The sequence below is a fragment of the Clostridium sp. AF19-22AC genome, from assembly GCF_003479085.1.
Classification (GTDB): domain Bacteria; phylum Bacillota; class Clostridia; order Lachnospirales; family Lachnospiraceae; genus Faecalicatena_A; species Faecalicatena_A orotica.
On sequence record NZ_QUGN01000008.1, the window covers coordinates 1 to 20,613 of the forward strand.

At 46.7% G+C, this 20,613-nt stretch carries 17 protein-coding genes; 11 read left to right on the plus strand and 6 right to left on the minus strand.

Going from position 1 to position 20,613, the window contains the following annotated elements; genetic code table 11:
- Positions 1-44 precede the first annotated feature (44 nt).
- From DWX43_RS10715 to DWX43_RS10740, 6 genes are all read left to right on the plus strand, one after another.
- The gene (locus DWX43_RS10715; protein WP_109733114.1) at positions 45-974 is read left to right on the plus strand and encodes an ABC transporter ATP-binding protein; all 930 of its coding nucleotides are present in this window, start codon (positions 45-47) and stop codon (positions 972-974) included.
- Positions 975-984: 10 nt separating this feature from the next.
- The gene (locus DWX43_RS10720) at positions 985-2,115 is read left to right on the plus strand and encodes an ABC transporter permease (protein ID WP_118620276.1); all 1,131 of its coding nucleotides are present in this window, start codon (positions 985-987) and stop codon (positions 2,113-2,115) included.
- Positions 2,102-3,253, plus strand: a complete 1,152-nt coding sequence (locus tag DWX43_RS10725; RefSeq protein WP_118620277.1) for an ABC transporter permease — start codon at positions 2,102-2,104, stop codon at positions 3,251-3,253. Before DWX43_RS10720 ends, DWX43_RS10725 begins: the two co-directional genes overlap by 14 nt.
- A gap of 213 nt (positions 3,254-3,466) precedes the next feature.
- On the plus strand, positions 3,467-4,861 hold the full coding sequence (locus tag DWX43_RS10730; protein ID WP_118620278.1) for an MATE family efflux transporter: 1,395 nt from the start codon (positions 3,467-3,469) through the stop codon (positions 4,859-4,861).
- A 155-nt stretch (positions 4,862-5,016) separates the two neighbouring features.
- The gene (locus DWX43_RS10735; protein ID WP_118620279.1) at positions 5,017-5,646 is read left to right on the plus strand and encodes a CatB-related O-acetyltransferase; all 630 of its coding nucleotides are present in this window, start codon (positions 5,017-5,019) and stop codon (positions 5,644-5,646) included.
- Between the two features lie 226 nt (positions 5,647-5,872).
- Positions 5,873-6,700: an Mrp/NBP35 family ATP-binding protein gene (locus tag DWX43_RS10740; RefSeq protein WP_118620280.1), complete on the plus strand. Its 828-nt coding sequence runs from the start codon at positions 5,873-5,875 to the stop codon at positions 6,698-6,700.
- A gap of 128 nt (positions 6,701-6,828) precedes the next feature.
- Here the strand turns inward: DWX43_RS10740 and DWX43_RS10745 are convergent, their stop codons facing one another.
- Positions 6,829-7,527: a S1 RNA-binding domain-containing protein gene (locus tag DWX43_RS10745; RefSeq protein ID WP_347559300.1), complete on the minus strand. Its 699-nt coding sequence runs from the start codon at positions 7,525-7,527 to the stop codon at positions 6,829-6,831.
- A gap of 334 nt (positions 7,528-7,861) precedes the next feature.
- Here DWX43_RS10745 and DWX43_RS10750 point away from each other — a divergent pair, with 334 nt between their 5' ends.
- Complete coding sequence (locus tag DWX43_RS10750) at positions 7,862-9,514, plus strand: putative manganese-dependent inorganic diphosphatase (RefSeq protein WP_109733121.1); 1,653 nt, start codon at positions 7,862-7,864, stop codon at positions 9,512-9,514.
- Positions 9,515-9,595: 81 nt separating this feature from the next.
- A complete protein-coding gene (locus DWX43_RS10755; RefSeq protein ID WP_118620282.1) occupies positions 9,596-10,177 on the plus strand; it encodes a flavin reductase family protein in 582 nt (193 codons plus the stop codon).
- An 84-nt stretch (positions 10,178-10,261) separates the two neighbouring features.
- Here the strand turns inward: DWX43_RS10755 and galT are convergent, their stop codons facing one another.
- Genes galT through DWX43_RS10770 form a run of 3 tightly spaced genes read right to left on the minus strand, consistent with a single transcriptional unit; the run spans position 10,262 to position 13,963 of the window.
- Entirely contained in the window at positions 10,262-11,752 is a 1,491-nt protein-coding gene (gene galT, locus DWX43_RS10760) for a UDP-glucose--hexose-1-phosphate uridylyltransferase (protein ID WP_118620283.1), read from the minus strand.
- A 4-nt stretch (positions 11,753-11,756) separates the two neighbouring features.
- The gene (gene galE, locus DWX43_RS10765) at positions 11,757-12,755 is read right to left on the minus strand and encodes a UDP-glucose 4-epimerase GalE (protein ID WP_118620284.1); all 999 of its coding nucleotides are present in this window, start codon (positions 12,753-12,755) and stop codon (positions 11,757-11,759) included.
- A 38-nt stretch (positions 12,756-12,793) separates the two neighbouring features.
- Positions 12,794-13,963, minus strand: a complete 1,170-nt coding sequence (locus tag DWX43_RS10770) for a galactokinase (protein ID WP_109733125.1) — start codon at positions 13,961-13,963, stop codon at positions 12,794-12,796.
- A 176-nt stretch (positions 13,964-14,139) separates the two neighbouring features.
- Between DWX43_RS10770 and DWX43_RS10775 the strand changes: the two genes are divergently transcribed.
- On the plus strand, positions 14,140-14,967 hold the full coding sequence (locus tag DWX43_RS10775) for an AraC family transcriptional regulator (RefSeq protein ID WP_109733126.1): 828 nt from the start codon (positions 14,140-14,142) through the stop codon (positions 14,965-14,967).
- Between the two features lie 15 nt (positions 14,968-14,982).
- Here the strand turns inward: DWX43_RS10775 and DWX43_RS10780 are convergent, their stop codons facing one another.
- Both DWX43_RS10780 and DWX43_RS10785 read right to left on the minus strand, forming a co-directional pair.
- Complete coding sequence (locus DWX43_RS10780) at positions 14,983-17,580, minus strand: FtsX-like permease family protein (protein ID WP_182440667.1); 2,598 nt, start codon at positions 17,578-17,580, stop codon at positions 14,983-14,985.
- Between the two features lie 64 nt (positions 17,581-17,644).
- On the minus strand, positions 17,645-19,024 hold the full coding sequence (locus DWX43_RS10785; RefSeq protein ID WP_118620286.1) for an MATE family efflux transporter: 1,380 nt from the start codon (positions 19,022-19,024) through the stop codon (positions 17,645-17,647).
- A 135-nt stretch (positions 19,025-19,159) separates the two neighbouring features.
- On the opposite strand from DWX43_RS10785, the gene DWX43_RS10790 reads away from it, so the two are divergent.
- Together DWX43_RS10790 and DWX43_RS10795 are read left to right on the plus strand one after the other, a co-directional pair.
- The gene (locus DWX43_RS10790; RefSeq protein ID WP_242996216.1) at positions 19,160-19,855 is read left to right on the plus strand and encodes a polysaccharide deacetylase family protein; all 696 of its coding nucleotides are present in this window, start codon (positions 19,160-19,162) and stop codon (positions 19,853-19,855) included.
- 28 nt (positions 19,856-19,883) lie between these two features.
- A complete protein-coding gene (locus DWX43_RS10795) occupies positions 19,884-20,606 on the plus strand; it encodes a tRNA threonylcarbamoyladenosine dehydratase (protein ID WP_118620287.1) in 723 nt (240 codons plus the stop codon).
- Positions 20,607-20,613 lie beyond the last annotated feature (7 nt).

Consider the following 20,613-nt stretch of genomic DNA (forward strand, 5'->3'; position numbering starts at 1 on the left):
TAGTCTTGATTGACTACATCATTATTATACTAGGAGGAAATGTTATGATAAAGATAGAAAATCTCGTAAAACGATATGGAAATCTGGTGGCGCTGGATCATTTGAATCTGGAAATAGAGGAAGGGGAAATTTTCGGGCTGCTTGGTCCGAACGGTTCGGGAAAAACGACGGCGATCAGCTGTATGCTGGCACTGCTGAAATATGACAAAGGAAAAGTCACGATTTTTGGTGAAGAGATGAAGCCTGACAGCTACAAGATCAAGCAGCAGATCGGAATCGTTCTTCAGAATGTGGCGGTTTTCGATGAGCTGACAGTCTATGAAAACATTGATTATTTTTGTGGGCTGTATGTGAAGGAGAAGGCGAAACGGAAAAAACTTGTAGAGGAAGCCGTCCAGTTTGTGGGACTGGAAGAATATATAAAGATGCGTCCGAAAAAGCTTTCAGGAGGCCTTTTAAGACGGCTGAACATTGCATGCGGAATCGCACACAGGCCGAGGCTGATTATTATGGATGAGCCGACAGTCGCGGTGGACCCGCAGAGCAGGAACCGGATTCTGGAAGGGATTAAGGAACTGAACAGGCAGGGCTCGACGATCATATACACATCCCATTATATGGAAGAGGTGGAACAAATTTGCACAAGGATTGCGATCATGGACCACGGCAGGAGCATAGCATCGGGAACGAAGGAAGAGCTCAAGAGTATGATCAAAACAGGTGAGACTGTAACAATAGAAGCCGTTGCAATAGAAGAGGCACAGATCAGGGAAATCAGACAGCTGCCTCATGTGTTTGATGTCCGGTACGATGAACAGGTATTGACTGTGAGATGTACGGGCGCAAAACATAACCTGATCCGCATTCTGAATTATCTGCAGGAAAACGCAGTCTCTTTCGGGAGAGTTTTTTCAGAACTGCCGACTTTAAACGATGTTTTTCTGGAAATCACAGGAACAGAACTGAGAGATTAGGAGGGAAGATATGCTGCATTTAATGAAATACGATGTGAAAGTAAAACTGCATAATTTTAATATGCTTTTCTGGCCGCTGGTTTTTCCTCTTGTTCTGGCAACGTTTTTTTACTTTGCCTTTGGGCGCATGGAAGAAGCAGATTTTGAAACAGTGCCAGTGGTTATTGTGGAAGAGGCAGACAGCGCAGAGGCGGATGCATTTACAGAGTTTCTGAAGAGCATCGAGGCGGACGATACAAAACTGATTACAGTAAAGAAAATGGATGAAAAAGAAGCACAAAAAGCATTGGAAGAAAAGAAAGCAGCCGGTATTTTTTACGCCGGTGAAGAGCCGTCACTTACTGTCAGGGGAGTCGGTCTGGAGGAGAGTATTCTTCAGTCCCTGCTGGAAAGCTATGAGAATGGAAGGCAGACAATGGAAAATATTGCGGCAAGTCATCCAGAAGGCATCCAGAACGCTGTAAAACAGATGGAGAATTACGAGGAATTAGTTTCTCAGGTATCTCTGGGCGGCAGGACGACAAATGGCAATGCACAGTTTTTCTATGCATTGATAGCGATGGCATGTATGTATGGCTGTTTTATCGGTTTTGGATCTGCACTGACCCTGCAGGCAAACCTGACCGCCCTGGCGGCAAGAAGATGTGTAACACCAACCCATAAGCTGAAACTGATCCTCTCAGAGATGCTGACTTCTTTTGGGATTCACTTCATTAATGTAATAATACTGCTATTGTACCTGAAGTTTGTACTGAAACTGGAATTTGACGGGCAGATGCTGCAGATGCTGCTTGTGTCTTTTGTCGGCTGCATGATCGGGGTATCAATGGGAATCTTTATCAGCAGTTCCAGTAAACGGGGAGAAGGAATCAAGATTGCCATATTGCTGGGGATTTCTATGGTATGCAGTTTCCTGGCAGGGCTGATGAATTCAGGGATGAAGGATGTAGTAGAAAGAAACTGCCCGATCATAAACCGGATCAACCCGGCCGCACTGATATCAGATGCCTTTTACTGCATTAATGTCTATGATGATCCGCTTCGGTTCAGACGCAGCCTGATGACACTGGTCATAATGTCTGCCGTACTGACAATTGGCTCATTCTTAGTGATCAGGAGGGAACGTTATGACAATATTTAAAGGATATATGAAAATCACAAAACAAAATGCAGCCATCATCATTCTCTATCTGGTGGTTTTCTTCGGAATCACTCTAATGATACAAAGCTCTGTCAAATCAACGATGAATGACAGCTATACAGCACATAGCGTTAAACTAGCATTTGTGGATGAAGATGGCGGAGAAATGGCAAAAGGGCTTATGCAGTATCTTGAAAAGTACCATCAGGTAACATTGACAGAGAACAATAAAGAAGAATTACAGGAAAACATGTTCTATTCGAACATCGAATATATTGTAAAGATTCCTGCCGGATTCGAGGAAAAATGTCTGGACGGCGATGAAAAACTGTCTGTGACCAAAATTCCGGGTTCATACACAAGCTTCTATGTAGACCAGCAGATCAACAGCTTTCTGAATAACATGAAAACATACAACGCAGCAGGGTATACAGTTGGAGAGGCAGTCAAAGCAGTAAATGCGGTAAAGGAACCATCAGTAACAATGCTGGCCAGTAACGGAAACGCAGGAGAGGCACCGGTATACAGTTACTATTTTCAATACATCCCTTATCTCCTGCTGAGCATACTCTGCTATGTCCTTGGAAACATCCTGTCCGCTTTCCATAAGCCAGACATCCAGAAAAGAATGCAGGCAAGTGCGGTTTCCGCACGCAGACAAAATGTGGAGGCACTATTGGCGGCATCTGTATTCGGCCTGGTATTGTGGGGAATCAGCATGGCCGGAAACCTGATCCTGTATGGAAAAGAATTCCTGCAAAGCAAAAACGTTCCATACTATATCATAAACTCGCTAATCATGCTGGTGGTGGCATTATCACTCGCATACATGGTCGGAATGATTACAAATAACACGAATGCACTGAACGGAATCGTTAATATACTCTCCCTTGGGATGGGCTTCCTCTGCGGCGTCTTCGTCCCACTGGAATTACTGGGGAAAGGCGTAAAAACAGTCGCACAGTTCCTGCCGGTCTATTGGTACGTAAAAAGCAACGACCTGCTGGCCGAATACGGAAGCATCACCGGAAACGTCAGGACAGAAATACTGCAGGCATTCGGAATACAACTCGTATTCGCAGCGGCAATCTTATGCATCGCAATGGTAATATCAAAAAGAAAGAGATTAGGGACGTAATATAGTTCAGGTTTACTACGTCCCAAATTAAGGTTTGTGGTGTACCAATTTGAAGTTTGCCCTGTACCTTTTTGGAATTTTATGCTAATATTTTTATACTAAGATGTTCTTTGCGTCAGCGGAGGGCATCTTTTCTAAGGTTAGGCCGGTGTGTGGATAGATGTTTTCCAGACAGGTGAAAAATATAAAGTATAAGAGAGGGCGGCGAAGAAGATGAGTGTGGAGAAAGGCAGGATACATATAGAGAATCAGCTGGGGATTGACTGGGGTAAGTTTTATAAAAGTGTGTTTGCCCTTGTGATTCCGATGGCGCTGCAGAATCTGATAAATGTGGGGGTTACTGCGGCGGATGTTATTATGCTGGGCAAGGTGGGGGAAAAGGCCCTTTCAGGGGCGTCTCTGGCTGGGCAGGTGCAGTACATCATGGTTCTTTTTCTGTTTGGCCTGACGTCCGGGGCAACGGTGCTGACGGCACAGTACTGGGGGAAGGGCGATAAGAAGACGATTGAGAAGATACTGGCTCTTGGAATGAAGGCGGCGGTGGTGGTTACTGCGGTGTTTATGATTGCGGCCCTTGTGATTCCGGGGATGCTGATGAAGATATTTACGAATGATCCGGAGGTGACAGCACAGGGGATACAATACCTGCGGATTGTAGCATTTTCATATGTGATAATGGGGATTACCCAGGTTTACCTTTATGTGATGCGCAGTGTGGAGCGGGTGGTTGTGGCAACTGTCGTCTACCTCATTTCGCTTATCGTGAATGTGGTCCTGAATGCCATTTTTATTTTTGGCCTTCTGGGCTGTCCGGCGATGGGAATTCAGGGTGCGGCGCTTGGAACGCTGATTGCAAGGATTACGGAGCTGGTACTCGTATTTGGATATGCCAGGTTCTTTAATAAGGACATAAAATTCCGGATAAACTATTTTTTAAGGACAGATAAAATACTTGTGCAGGATTTCCTGCGTTATGCACTGCCTGTTGTTATGAATGAGGTGATGTGGGGGCTTGGCACGGCTGCGAATACGGCTATTTTAGGACATATGGGAAGCGCGGCCGTGGCTGCAAATTCTGTCGCGCAGGTGGCCAGACAGCTGGCAACTGTTGTGGCATTTGGCCTGTCGAGCGCCACTGCGATTTATTTAGGTAAAACAATAGGGGAGAAAAAATTTGAACATGCAAAGGCATATGCCAACAGGTTTCTTTGGCTGAGCGTCATTATGGGGGCATTAGGCGGGGTGCTGATTCTGGCGGCATCACCGGTCGCAGCGGCGGCGCTGTCACTGTCTGTGGAGGCTAAGGGCTATCTGAAATTCATGTTCTTTATTATGTCTTATTTCGTAGTTGCCCAATCATTCAACACAACGATGGTAGTAGGAACATTCCGTTCAGGCGGGGACACGAGGTTCGGCCTGATTATGGATGTTTCTACCATGTGGGGAGGCTCTATCCTGTTTGGATGGCTGGCCGCATTTGTGTTTAAATGCAGCGTCCCGGTTGTATACATGATATTGATGTGCGACGAGTTGATTAAAGTACCGATCACATGGATACGCTACAAAAGCTTCAAGTGGCTGAAAGACGTCACCCGGGATGAATTGTAGAAACGAAGGACGGATGGGAAAGTTTACTTTAAAGCATCTCTATGTTATGATAAATATTGTATCAAATTAAAAAGAGGTGAGCGTTTGTGAAGCTTTGCATTGCATTAGCTGGAATGGTTGAAATAAGTGGTTAACAATTAAGAGGAGGACTTAAAATGACTATTCCAGAGGAACAAATATATCCCAGAACGGGAGATAATCAGACAGTTTATTTAAAGAACGTAATCAGCGATCCAAACATAATGGTCGGCGATTATACGATGTATAATGATTTTGTCAATGACCCGGTATTGTTTGAAAAAAGTAATGTGCTGTATCATTATCCGGTCAACCATGACCACCTTGTGATCGGCAGGTTCTGTTCTATTGCCTGCGGAGCAAAGTTCCTGTTTAACAGTGCAAATCACAGGATGTCATCCCTGTCTACGTATCCGTTTCCACTTTTCTTCGAGGAGTGGGGGCTTGACATGAAAAATGTTGCAGATTCCTGGGACAACAAGGGTGATATCGTCATAGGAAATGATGTGTGGATCGGCTATGAGGCAGTTATTCTGGCCGGGGTTACCATCGGTGATGGCGCAGTCATAGGCAGTCGTGCGCTTGTGACAAAAGACGTTGCACCATATACCATCGTCGGCGGAATACCGGCAAAGCCTATCAGAAAACGGTTTTCAGAAGGTACCATTAAGACCCTTCTGGAGCTGAAATGGTGGGACTGGCCGAAAGAGCGCATTGCACAAAACATTACAGCGATACAGTCCGGCGCCATAGAAAAACTGGTATAGGGGTATGCAATCATTCCGGGGGTTTTAAGTAAATTGCATTTATGGTATAATGCTCGCACTTAGCGTGGTTTTATCACGCTTAGTAAGACATATACCTAAATACTTAACGAGGTATTTCACGAGTTTAGTATTTATGGTATAATACAAAAAGCGGGCCTTGCCGTTACAGGCAGGCTTGCTTTTTGAAGCAGTACGATACTATTATAGAAAGAGAAGGTAGAGCAATATGGCAGATGAACACAGCAATGGCTGCAGCGAAGAGTCCTGTGCAGGCTGCGCACATGCAGGATCATGTGAGAGCAAAAAGGAGGATTTCAGAGTTCCGGCAAATAAATATTCACAGATTAAAAAGGTAATCGGCGTTATCAGTGGAAAGGGAGGCGTAGGCAAATCACTCGTGACCGCATCTCTGGCCAGAATGATGCGTGAGAAAGGATACACCGTCGGCATTCTGGATGCAGACATTACAGGACCGTCCATTCCAAAGATGTATGGTGTGCATGAGACGGCGAAGGGCAGTGATGAGGGGATGTTCCCTTGTATCGCAAAGGATGAGACCAGAATCATGTCCGTCAACCTTCTGCTGGAGGATGAGGATACCCCGGTTATCTGGAGGGGGCCTGTTATTGCAGGAGTCGTAACACAGTTCTGGACTGACGTTATGTGGGGAGACATTGATTATCTGTTCGTGGACATGCCTCCGGGAACTGGAGATGTGCCGTTAACCGTATTCCAGTCACTGCCGGTAGACGGGGTTGTCATTGTAACATCTCCTCAGGACCTTGTACAGATGATCGTGAAGAAAGCATACAACATGGCAAAACAGATGAATATCCCTGTGCTTGGCGTGGTGGAAAACTACAGTTATGTAAAATGTCCTGACTGCGGGAAAGAGATCAAAGTATTCGGCGAGAGCCACATAGACGAGATTGCGGCGGAACTGAACATGCCTGTACTCGGTAAGATGCCGATCGACATGAAGATTGCAGAAGCGGTTGATGCAGAAAAATTCTATGAGGCAGAGAATCCATATCTGCAGGATATTGAACTTTAAAAAGGCGGGGGAGCCGACCAAAGCATATAATGAAACCCTTCAGTCCGGGCAGGAAAAATATATCCTGCTCCAGTCTGAAGGGTTTGTTCATTTCATAGCTTTTTCCGGAAACTTTCAAAAAGGAAATCCTAAAGCTTAATGTTCTTAAAGAGGTCACCAAGGTTTGTCCCGATGTTCTCGCTCTTAGGAATCTCTACTTTTTCAACAACTTCTTCTGCAGATTCCTCGAGTGCTTTCATACTCAGGCTTATCTTGCCGTCCTTAATCCCGATCACTTTTACCTTTACAGTGTCGCCGGCTTTCAAAACTTCACCCGGAGTCTTGATGCGCTTCTGGGAGATCTGGGAGATATGCACGAGGCCGGACAGTCCGTTCTCGAGTTTGATAAATGCCCCATAATTCTGCAGAGTCTCAACAGTTCCTTCCATAACAGTACCGATCTTAATGCTTGCGATCTGGTCTTCACGTGCTTTTTTCTCTTTTTCCCTTAAAATCTCGCGGGCGGATAAAACGAGACGGTTATTTGCCTGATCAACATCAATGACGCGTACTTCGATGTCCTTCAATAAATAGGTTTCCAAATCCTCAATATATGAAAGAGAAAGCTTGGATGCAGGGATGAATCCGCGTAAGCCCTCGACCATTGCGATAGCGCCGCCATTTACGATCCCTTCTACTTTAACAGGCAGGACTGTCTTGTTCTTCATGTAGTCAAGAACTCTGTTCCAGGGATTTGCATCATCAAAATGTCCCTCGTAATCAGCCATTGTCTCAACAGGTTCTTCATTTGTCTGTACTTCTTCTGTTCTCAATTCTTCGCTCATCATTGCACCTCAACTTATCTTTAAAATTCGTGTAAATCACACTTGCACCGCGGCCTATTACTGAAAACTCGTGTGTCTGTGTGAAAAATAGTACAGACTTAGTATAGCATATGTTTTACCAAAAAAACAACCAATCTTGAAAATTGGGTTGACGAATTCCTGAAAAAATGGCAAGCTACTATTAATGAATTGAAAAACCAAAGACCCTGCGGCGGGCTGCAGGGCATTAAATTTGCAGTGCGGCGGGTCCCGGGTAGAGGTTTTCTCCCACGGTGACAAAAAGGGATGGGATACCTGATCCCGTCCTGCCGCCTGCGGGAATAGAGGGTGAAATAATATGGATAATGGAGTAAATAAGCGAAAAGTATATGTAGTAGGCCACAAGAACCCGGATACGGATTCGATCTGTTCTGCGATTGCCTATGCAAGGCTTAAGACGAGGCTGACAGGGGAGGAGTATACCCCGCGCAGGGCAGGGCAGCTCAATGAAGAGACACAGTATGTTCTGGAGCGGTTTGGCATAAAAGTTCCCGGACTTCTTTCTGACCTGCGTGTCCAGGTGAAGGACGTAGAGTTAAGGAAGGTAGAAGGGCTCAATGGCAGCGTGTCCATTAAGACGGCATGGGCCAGAATGAAGGAACTCAACATCAAGACACTGCCGGTCACAAGAGGCGGCAAGCTCGAGGGTCTGATCACCATTGGTGACATTGCTACATCTTATATGGATGTGTATGACAGTACGATCCTTTCCACAGCCCGCACACAATACCGCAATATCGCAACGACGATCGGCGGCCGGGTAGTAATCGGAAATGACCACAGTTTTCTTCTGAAAGGAAAAGTGGGGATTGCGGCGTCCAGCCGTGACCTGATGTCTGATTTCATTGAGGAGGATGACCTCGTAATCCTTGGAAACAGAAGAGAAGCACAGCAGTGTGCGATCGACCTGAATGTAGGCGCAATGGTCGTTTGTCATGGTGCGGAGATACCGGCTGACATCATAGAACAAGCGAGACAAAAAGAAATCGTGATTATCAGCACGCCCCACGATACATTTACGGTGGCAAGACAGATCAACCAGAGTATCCCTGTCAGACATTTTATGACAAAGGAAGGGCTCATTACGTTTAAATTGCGTGATTACGTCGATGATGTAAAGGATGTCATGGCACATAAGCGTTTCCGTGATTTCCCGATCGTAGATAATAAAGGCAATTTCCTCGGCTTCATTTCCAGAAGGCGGCTGCTTAACAGCAGAAAGAAACAGGTCATTCTTGTAGATCATAATGAGAAGAATCAGGCTGTAGACGGGATTGAGGAGGCTGATGTGTTGGAAATCATAGACCATCACAGGCTGAGCAGCATAGAGACAATGGGACCTGTATTTTTCAGGAACCAGCCCGTTGGATGTACGGCAACCATCATCTACCAGATGTATCAGGAAGAGTGCATTGAGGTGGAAAAGGAAATTGCGGCGCTTCTTTGTTCCGCGATCATTTCCGATACACTGATGTTCCGTTCACCAACCTGTACGCCGCTGGATGAGGCATCTGCCAGAAAACTGGCGCAGATAGCAGATATCAATATAGAAGAACTGGCACTGGAAATGTTTAATGCCGGAAGCAACCTGAAGGGAAAGAGTGCAGAAGAAATCATTTTCCTGGACTTCAAGCAGTTTACAGTCAACGAAACCGTCATCGGGGTAGGCCAGGTCAACTCCATGAGCGGGGACGAACTCAAAGAAATCAAGGCAACGGTCCTGCCTCATTTGGAGAAGGCAAGAAAATCACACCGTCTGGATATGATTTTCTTCATGCTGACGAACATCGTTACAGAATCCTCGGAACTGATTTGCTGTGGTCTGGATGCGCGTTCCAAGGTGATCGCTGCCTACGACCTGCGTGAAGATACGGACGATTTGCTCTTAAAGGGTGTAGTATCCAGAAAGAAACAGCTCGTGCCGACACTCGTAGGTGCCCTCCAGCAATAAGCGTGCCGCAAAGGGGTCAGACCCTTTTGCACTCCGTATTCAGAATATTCTGAATTTAAGGGAAAGGAAGATGGTAAGAAGATGAGCAAACAAGTATGGAAGCCCGGGAATATGCTGTATCCGCTCCCGGCTGTTATGGTAAGCACCGCGGACCGATCAGGAAAAACGAATATCCTGACGGTTGCGTGGACAGGAACGATCTGCACAAATCCGCCGATGGTCTATATTTCCGTCAGGCCGGAGCGTTATTCCTACCAGATGATAAAGGAGTCAGGGGAATTTGTAATAAATCTGACAACAGAAAGCCTGATCAGGGCAACAGATTACTGTGGGGTCCGCTCAGGAAGAGACGTTGACAAATGGAAAGAAACTGGTTTGACGCCGTTAAAGGCGGAAACGCTGTCTTATGCACCGGCTATAGAAGAGAGTCCTGTCAGTATCGAATGCAGGGTGGCTGAGGTCAAAGAACTGGGGAGCCACCATATGTTCCTTGCCGAAGTGACGGCAGTTCAGGTGGATGAATCCTATATGAACGAGAAGAATAAGTTTGAACTCAACAAAACAGGCCTGCTTGCTTATTCCCACGGGGAATACCTTGGACTCGGGAAAAAGCTGGGCACATTCGGATACAGTGTACGCAAGAAAAAAAGAAAGAAAAAATAGAGAGAAACAAAAACGGGTGTGGGGTCAAATGATCAGAGTAACTGACAATTTGGCCGCACACCCGTCTGGCTTATTGAAACTTTCTTACAGGGCAGCAATAAATCTGCCGAATGCGTTCATTCCTTCTTCTGTGCATTTATAAACACCTGCATCTTCGAGCACCTGGCAGAAGACTTTCCCGACCTCCTGTTTCAAAATCCCGTCGATATTATCCGGGTTCAGGTCCGGATAATCAGGAAGGAACCCTTCTACCCAGTCGGCATGTTTTTGAAGCGTCTCATTGCTCCTGATATCTTTCTTTTCCAGAATATATTCTGTCAGCAGTTCCAGCTCATCTTTCAGACGTGACGGCAGGACTGCGAGTCCCATGACTTCAATCAGGCCGATATTTTCTTTCTTGATATGGTGCAGTTCTGCGTGCGGGTGATAGACGCCGAGAGGATGTTCTCCGGTCGTGATATTATTGCGCAGTGTCAGGTCAAGTTCATACAGGTCACCGTGCATTCTGGCGATCGGCGTGATCGTGTTGTGAGGCTGTCCGTCTGTCTCTGCATAAATGAATGCATCTTCATCGGTATATCCCCTCCATGTCTTTAGGATATGGTCTGCCAGCTCGATAATCCGGTTCTCATCACTGCCCTGGAGGCGGATGACGGAGAGCGGCCATTTTACAATCCCTGCAGCCACATCTTCAAAGCCTTCGACCACAAAGTTCCTGACAACAGGGGCCTTGGCCATAGCGAACGTATAGTGGCCGCCCTGAAAGTGATCATGGCTTAAGATAGAGCCTCCTACGATCGGCAGGTCCGCATTAGAGCCGAGGAAGTAGTGGGGGAACAACTTTACAAAATCAAATAGTTTACGGAAGGTATTCTTCTCAATCTTCATGGGCACATGCTCACCGTTGAGTACGATACAGTGCTCATTATAATAAACATAAGGAGAGTATTGGAACCCCCAGCCGCTGTCATTGACCGTGATCGGGATAATCCTGTGGTTTTCACGCGCCGGGTGGTTTGTACGGCCGGCATAGCCTTCGTTCTCCATGCAGAGCAGACACTTCGGATAAGAAGATGCCTTCGCATTTCTTGCGGCTGCGATGGCCTTGGGGTCCTTCTCCGGTTTGGAAAGATTGATTGTAATGTCCAGTGTGCCGTAATCCGTGTCAACGGTCCACTTCATATCCTTACAGACACGGTAGCGGCGTATATAATCGCTGTCCTGGCTTAACTTGTAATAATATTCGGTAGCGGCCTTTGGTGACTCCTTGTACCTTTTCCAGAATTCAGACTGCACCTGGGAGGGACGCGGCATGAGACAGTTCATCAGCTTCGTATCAAACAAATCCCTGTATACGATGCTGTCCTCAATGATTCCGCGGCTGCATGCCTCATCCAGCAGTTCTTTCAAAACATCCTCCAGAACAATCAGGGAGAGATCACAATCTGTGTCTTGATATTCATCCTCATGGAACAGATCGAGCAGCAGGTTGGTCGTATAAATACGTTCACATTCCGGTGTAAGCCCTGTCTGGATTCCATACTGTACCAGCTTCTTGATTGCTTCATTCAACATAACGTTATGCCTCCTGTTTTCTGAATCCGTGCGGATGGGTGCTGTGCCATTTCCAAGCAGAAGCGATGATCTCTTCCAGATCGGCATGCTGCGGATTCCAGCCGAGGACCTCTCTTGCCTTATCACTGGATGCAATCAGCCTTGCAGGGTCTCCTGCACGCCTTGGTGCTATCTTTGCATTAATTTCAAGGCCGGTTACTTTTTTGGCAGTCTCAATTACTTCTTTGACGGTGAAGCCGATCCCGTTTCCGAGATTGAAGATATTGCTGTCACCGCCGTCCAGAAGATATTTCAGGGCAAGGATATGAGCCTGTGCAAGGTCCGTTACATGAATGTAATCACGGATGCATGTGCCATCTTTCGTGTCATAATCATCCCCGAAAATACTGATGTATTCACGCTGGTTCAGCGGAACCTGGAGGATCAGTGGAATCAGGTGCGTCTCAGGACTGTGTGCTTCACCGATGCTGCCGCTTTCATGGGCACCACAGGCGTTGAAGTAGCGCAGAGCGACATATTTCAGGCCGTGTGCGGCATCAGTCCATTTCATCATCTTTTCCATCGCAAGCTTTGTTTCCCCGTATGTATTGGTTGGACAGGTCCTGTCATCCTCCATGATCGGGATATTCTCAGGCTCCCCGTAGGTCGCGGCGGTGGAAGAGAAGACGATTTTCTTTACATCATGGGCAATCATAGATTCCAGAAGGACTTTCGTGCCGCAGACATTGTTGTCGTAATATTTCAGCGGGTCGACCATACTCTCACCTACAAGGGAGTTTGCGGCAAAATGAATGACAGCATGGATTTCTTCGCTTTCGAAAATGTTATCCACGAAACCACGGCTGCGGATATCCCCTTTGTAAAAACGGGCTTTCGGATGAACCGCCTCTATATGCCCTGTCTCCAGATTATCCGCGATGACAACATCGGCTCCTTTGTCAATAAGTTCATAAACTGTGTGTGAGCCGATGTATCCGGCTCCTCCTAATACTAAAATAGACATTTGAACTCCACCTTTCTGAATCTTTTATTCCCTGTTTCTTAATTTAACTTACATGCCCCGCCGCCGATATCAACGGTATAGAATTCTGCCTCGTGGCCGACTTTCTCCTTATAGCTGCTGCCGACGGTACTGATGAAGGCATCCACGGCGTCATTTTTTACAATGCTGACCGTACAGCCGCCGAAGCCGCCTCCTGTGATTCTGGAGCCGATCACGCCGGGAACTTCCCATGCCAGGTCAACTAAGACATCAATCTCATCACAGGAAACCTCGTAATCATCCCTTAAGGAAATATGGGACTGGTTCATCAGTTCGCCGAACCGTTCAATATTGCCGGCTTTCAGTGCCGCTACAGCCTCGATCGTGCGCTGGTTCTCGGCAACCGCATGCTTTGCACGTCTTACCTGAACCGGATTCGGGATGACTTCTTTAAACTTCTCAAACGTATCCATATCCAGATCACCGAGTGCGTTGATGTCCAGTTCTTTTTGAAGTGCGGCAAGAGCCTCAGAACACTCCTGACGTCTTTCGTTGTATTTTGAATCAACGAGGCTGTGCTTTACCTTGCTGTTCGTAATAATAATCTTGGCGTCTTTAAGGACGACCGGGGCATATTCATAATGCAGTGTCGCGGTATCAAGGAAAATGGCATGGTCTTTTTTGCCCATTGCAACGGCGAACTGGTCCATAATCCCGCAGTTACAGCCGTTGAAGTTGTTCTCGGAATATTGTCCGATCAAAGCTAAGTCAATCATACTGAACTTATCAATGCCAAACAGGTCACTTAAGATCACTCCTGTCAGAACCTCCAGAGAGGCAGAAGAGGAGAGGCCGGATCCATTCGGGATATTGCCCCAGATTACCATGTCAAAACCACTGTCCAGCTTCACACCCTTTTCGGCAAAAGCCCAGACAACACCTAACGGGTAGTTCGCCCAGCCATAGGCTTCTTTGTTCGTCAGGTCGTCCAGAGAGGCTTCCACGACACCGAAGCTGTTCAGGTTCATGGAATAAAAGTGCATTGCCCTGTCGGAACGTTTCCTTGCCATCCCGTATGTACCAAGAGTCAGGGCACATGGGAAAACATGCCCTCCGTTGTAATCGGTATGTTCACCGATCAGGTTCACGCGCCCCGGTGAAAAATAAAATCCCGCGCCGTCAGCGCTTCCAAACAGTTCTTCAAATTTTGCAGATAATTTTTCTTTCATGTTAAATCCTCACTTCCATATGGTGTCAGAGTCGTTCTTTCCTATGCTTTTATTATAACGGAACAGAGGGAGGATGTATATAAAAAATCCGTGCAAAGATATGTAATTATGTTGCACGAGGAGAAAGCAGCCGATATAATAATGAAAGAGAAGTAAGGAAGAAGGGAGAGCAGAATATGGAAGGAACTTATAAATACTCATACAAGGTTGGAGAGAGCCTGCTGACCTCACTGTCTGTTTATAATGTGGGACATCAGAAATGTGGGCCCGGCTACCAGTGGGGGCCCGGTATCCGGAACCATTACTGCATCCACCATATCATTTCCGGGACGGGGTATTATAGTGTACATGGAGACACCTATAAGCTGTCGGCGGGGGATACTTTTATTCTTTATCCGGATACGGAAGTGAAATATTATGCAGATACGGAAAAACCGTGGGAGTATGCATGGGTAGGATTCATGGGGACCGACGCGTCGTCCATCATACGATCCACAGACTTTACGAGGGAAAAACCATATATTGAGAATGGGAAAACACCGAAAAGAGTCCTGAAGAATCATCTGGATAAGATATACGAAGTAAAGGGAAACAGTCATGAGGCTTCCGTGGCAATGACCGGGGCACTCTATACACTGCTGGCTGTATTCATGCACTATGCAGGCCATAGGGAGCCGTCCAGCGATATCCAGCTTGCTTACGTCGAGAAGGCAAAAAACTATATATCCACGAGCTACTCTTATCCGATCACGGTGGAAGATGTTGCGGCCTATGCGGGCATCAGCCGGAGCCATCTGTACCGTTCGTTTCAGGCATATGAACAGCAGTCCCCGAAGGAATACCTGAGCAATTTCCGCATAAAACAGGCCTGCCGCCTTTTAAAGGAAACAAGCCTGTCTATCGCGTCAATTGCTTATTCGGTTGGGTTCGAGAACAACCTATATTTTTCGAAGGCATTTAAGAAAGTGATGCATGTCAGCCCGTCAGAATACAGACAGAACTGAGAGGAAGGGATAAAGCTATGGCTCCTCCACCTTTTTGATAAAGCCCTTTTCCAGAAAATGTATTCCGGCACAATAGACCACAACATATACTGCCAGTAAAACGGCAAGCAGAATCAGGTACCTGGCAGTTTCCGCCCCGGTAAACAGTCTCTTCACAGGCATTCCGATGAAGAAGATGGCGGAGACGGCCACACCAGCCAGAAAGGCGAACCGGGAGTGCACAGACATATCGCTGCGCAGGAGATGGACCCGTTCTCTGCGGTTCATTCCAACGGCCTCGAGAAGCTGATTCCTGCGCCTGAGTTCCCCGATCTCCAGACTGTACTTCAGATAGAAGACGAACAGGCTGCTAATCAGCAGGATAAGTGCCGTGACAGAGAATGCAATTGCCTTAAAGAAGTGCCCGCCTTCGGCAAAAGACTGTGAAGCCTGTTTTCCGTAGCATGGCAGGATGGTCGGGTCCACATAAGTGTCCGCTGCATGCTTCTCTGTGAAAACCTTCAGATGCTCTGAAACATTCTGATATTCCCCGTCAGCCGTTTTCAGCGTTATAAGCTGTGTCGGGGAAGGTTCTTCTTCAATCCTGTCCAGTACGGACTGGCGCAGTTCTTCAAAATACGAATCAGAGAAGACTACGATATTTTCCTGGTCCCCTTCATGGAACATTCCTGTCAGAACTGTCTTTTCCTGACTTTTAATCCGGTATGGGGGATACAGCTCATCGCGGTTGTTCAGGGTATAATTGCAGATCACCCCCGCCCTTAAGTGCGGATCATATCCAAGGTCCTCCATCGGAGAATAGTACCAGTCCAGAAGACGGGCACGCTGTGAGGTATCCTGCTGGAACACGACATGAATCTCCCGGCCGTTCAGGTTCAGACTGCTTTTTTCATCCGGCCGTATAATCTTTTTCAACGTCCGGTATGTACTGTCCGAAATTCCAATATGCTGTCCGAGTGGGAAAAACATACCGTTATTTGTGGAACCCTTCAGTGTATTAAATGAAAACGGTTCTGCAAGCAGCGTGTCAATCCGGACCATCGGATAAGTCTCCATCTGTACATCATAGTCTGCACTCAGATCTTGAAAGAATTCCTCATCCCCTTCATGTGCCATACATACAAAATCATATGGATAGAGATTCTTCTCCGCAGAGGCAGTCAGAACCGAACTTAACCGCGGCAGGTAGACGGAGAGTGCAAATATATGAATCATAAACAGAAGAAAGAGGTACTTTGCATTTGTACGAAACCGGTATTTCCAGGGCAGTGTCAGGAAGATATGGTTCAGGCGGCGGTCCCTTTTCTTAATAAACCAGCGGTACAGCCTGCTGCCCCCACAGTAGATCAGGAGCAGGAAACCAAACAGCATGACTGCCAGCCTCGAAAGACCTTCCATCCAGTATCCATACAGATAGCCGCTGATTCCTGTTATGATACAGTAAATTCCGTAAATGAGTCCGACAAGCAGAAGTCGTTTTGGCAGCTTTTCCTTTTTGGTTTCGCTGACTGCCGAGGACGTAATATCCGTATATTCAAATAAATGATAATTGATCAGGGTTGCGAGACCTGCCATAAGTAAAAATGCAATGGCGGTAATGAGAATGAGCAGCCCATAGTCAGTAGGAACGGATGTATGTACCCCGATAGCGCGCAGAAAAAGAATTTTTGTGAGCGGAAGAAACAGGTTCCCGGCAAGCAGTCCCGCAGCCAGTGAAGCAAGGATACATACGATATATTCAAGCGCAATGACCAGCCCCAGAGTCTTTCTGCGGATCCCTAGGCTTATAAAAATCCCGTAGTTTTTCATGCGTGTCTTTATATAGTTCGAAATAATCAGAACGAACAGCAGGACTGACAGGACAACAACGATCACGGCGGCCTCAATAAAAATGGAGGTAATCTGGGCGCCTGAAGCCGAAGGCACATCCTGTCCCGGACTAAGCGTATGGTAAGCAGCCAGTGCCCCGAACATGACGTAAATAAGCGCAACAGAGGCCGAAGCAGCCAGAATAAATAAAAGATAGCTCTTCAGGTTGCTGCGGAAATTCGCAAAGATCACCTCAAAAAAATCTTTGGAGTACCGTCCTGGAAAACGCATCCGGCGGAGCTTGTCCAGACGGGCAGCCTCCTCTTTACGCTTCAGTTCCCGCGCTTTACGGTTCATCTCGTCGTGTTCCATAATCAGCCTTGCGCCGATATAATCCGCGACCATAAGGATCATAGAAACAGCTACGGCGGGCCGTACGGTATAAACGCCCAGAAATACGGTCAGAAGGTATACGAAACCGGTCCAGTAGCTGATGCTGCTGAGTACATTCGCATTTTTCCCAGCCAGGAAAAGAACGGACCGCAGGAGTAAAATCGCTGTAAGCAGGAGGGGCAGGAAAAGAAACAGGTAGGCAGGAACAATACTGACACCCGTTGCGGCCACCACCGCGGGATCCTCCAGAGCATTAGAAAAAGCCGAAATCCCGCCATAGCGCCGGACCTCAGCGTAAAATTCCAGAATCGTATAAGAGACCCCCTGAAAAGAGAGCCATTTAGCAAAAAAAATCAGGCAGGAAATCACAATTCCCACCACGGCGCAAAACCGGTTTGCAATACGCTTCATAAAAGCCTCCGTTCCCGGACGGCCCGCGGTGCACATCCCTTCCCGGCGGGCCTCCTGTCAATTCTTAAGAAACACTCGTTTCCGCTCCCAGCGGTTTCACCTTCTGGCGTATGATGCGCTTAAACAGCAGAGATGACAGTACCACAGAAACAATCTCCGCGATTGGAATCGCCCACCATACCATGTGAAGCCCAAACAGCTCAGCAAAAAGATAAGCTACCGGAAGGATCACAAATAACTGTCTTGCAACAGACACGATCAGGCTGTATACCCCGTTCCCGAGTGCCTGGAAAGCAGAACCTACGATAATACAGTAGCCTGCAAATATAAAACTCAGGCTGATGATGCGCAGCGCCGGCACCCCGATCTCCAGCATATGTTCAGAAGCATCGAACAGTCTCAGCAGCTGTGCCGGGAAGATCTGGAATATGGCAAGCCCAAGTATCATAATGCCGACAGCAATCATGACACTCAGATTAATGGTCTTCATGATTCTTTTCTTATCACGTGCACCGTAATTGTAGGCGACAATCGGAATCATACCATTGTTGAGGCCGAACACCGGCATAAAAATAAAGCTCTGCAGTTTAAAATACACACCGAACACGGCTGCGGCGGTAGATGAGAAAATCAGAAGGATCTTATTCATTCCAAATACCATGACAGATCCGATGGACTGCATAATAATAGAAGGCACGCCGACTTTATAAATGTTGGCGATAATCGTCCGGTCAGGGCGGAATCCTTTCATATTAATATTCAGTTCCGGATTTTTCCGGCAGTTAAAGTATAAAGACATACATACGGCTACAAGCTGGCCGATAACGGTTGCAAGTGCTGCCCCTGCGACTTCCATTCTCGGCAGGCCAAACAGGCCGAAGATCAGGATCGGGTCAAGGACAATGTTGATAACGGCCCCGGTTCCCTGTGTGATCATGTTATAAATCGTTCTTCCGGTGGACTGCATCAGACGTTCAAAGGTAATCTGCATGAAGATGCCGACGGATACAATCGTGATGATCAGCATGTATTGTGTACCATAACGGATGATGACGGGATCATTTGTCTGGACGGTAAAGAAAAGATGCGAACCAAACAGACCAATCAGTGCCATCACAATATAGCTGGCCATTCCGAGAAAAATCCCGTTTCTGGCAACGTTATTCGCCTCCTCGAACTTCTTCTCCCCGAGATGTCTGGAAAGAAGCGCATTGATACCGACACCGGTGCCCGCGGAAATGGCAATCATCAGGTTCTGTACGGGAAAGGCAAGCGAAACTGCAGTCAGGGCGGCTTCATTAATCTTTGCGACAAAGACACTGTCCACGACATTATAAAGCGCCTGTACGAGCATCGAAATGACCATAGGCAGAGACATTGTAATTAAAAGTTTCGGAACGGGCATAACGCCCATTTTGTTTTCTTGTTGTAATGGTTTTTCCATATTTTTATAATTCCTCCTCATTTGTGGCACAATGCTTATTATAACATCAATAAAATATAGTTACAATGCATATATTTAAAGGAAGCGTTAAAAAAGGGTCGTGACGGTTTGCGTTTTAAAAGGATGATGCAGGGCATGGGCCTGGTCTATGTTCTGCTTCTGATGGGAGTGGTCTATCCGTCTTTCTTCAGGGAAAATACGGTGGAAAATGAGAAGCGGGAAGTGTCGAGTCCCAATGCGATTGCATATGTGGCAGAGTCAATGACGGAGAAACCAAGAATTGCAATTACTTTCGACGACGGGCCGAATGCCACCTACACCCCGAAACTGCTGGATGGCCTGAAAGAACGAGGCGTGAAGGCTACATTTTTCCTGATCGGGCAAAATATAGAAAAAAATGGAAACAGAGAAATTGTGAAACGGATGTATGAGGAAGGCCACCTGATTGGAAATCATACATACCATCATGTGGAGATTACGAAGGTGAGTAATGAGGAGGCTTATCAGGAAATTGTTATGACGAATGAACTAATCAGCAGCATTACAGGGGAAGAGGTACAGTTCATGAGGCCCCCGTTCGGACTGTGGCAGAAAGAGCTTGAACAGAAGATCCATGTACTCCCCGTGATGTGGAGCATCGACCCTCTCGACTGGGCCACGGAAAATGTAGACGAAATTGTAAATAAGGTAGTGACGGAAGCGGAAGAAAATGATATTATTCTGTTGCATGACTGTTATGACAGCTCTGTAAAAGCGGCTCTGAAAATCATTGACCGGCTGACCGCTGAAGGATATGAGTTTGTAACAGTCGATGAATTGATGATGGATTAAATGACAGGACATAAAACAGGAGAAAAAGATGAATACACTAAATGAATATTCAAGAACAGAATTACTGATAGGAGCAGAAGGGATAAACCGGCTTAAGGATGCGTCAGTGATGGTATTCGGTGTCGGCGGCGTAGGTTCGCACTGTATCGAGGCACTTGCCAGAAGCGGGGTGGGAAATCTGGTACTGGTAGATAATGATACGGTATCACTCACAAATATTAACCGCCAGTCCATTGCGTATCACAGCACGATAGGAAAGTACAAGACGAAAGTAATGGAAGAACGTATCCATGATATCAATCCGGCAATCCGGGTGAAGACATATGAAACATTCGTACTCCCGGATAATCTCCAGTCTCTGTTCGAAGAGAAGCCGGATTATATCATAGATGCAATAGACACGGTTACTGCCAAACTTGCGCTTGCCAAGCTGGCCCGGGAACTGGATATCCCTCTCATCAGCAGCATGGGAACAGGGAACAAGCTTCATCCGGAACTGTTTGAAATAGAGGATATATCAAAGACAAGCGTATGCCCCTTATGCAAGGTCATGCGCAGGGAATTGAAAAACAGGGGGATATACCACTTAAAAGTGCTGTATTCAAAAGAAAAACCGATTGATACATCCGAAAGGGATACAGGAGAGGAAAAGGGTGTGAGGCGCAGTCTCCCGGGAAGTATTTCATTCGTTCCTCCCGTAGCAGGCCTCCTGATTGCCGGGGAAGTCATCAGAGAGATCGTTTTCCAATAAATGAAGT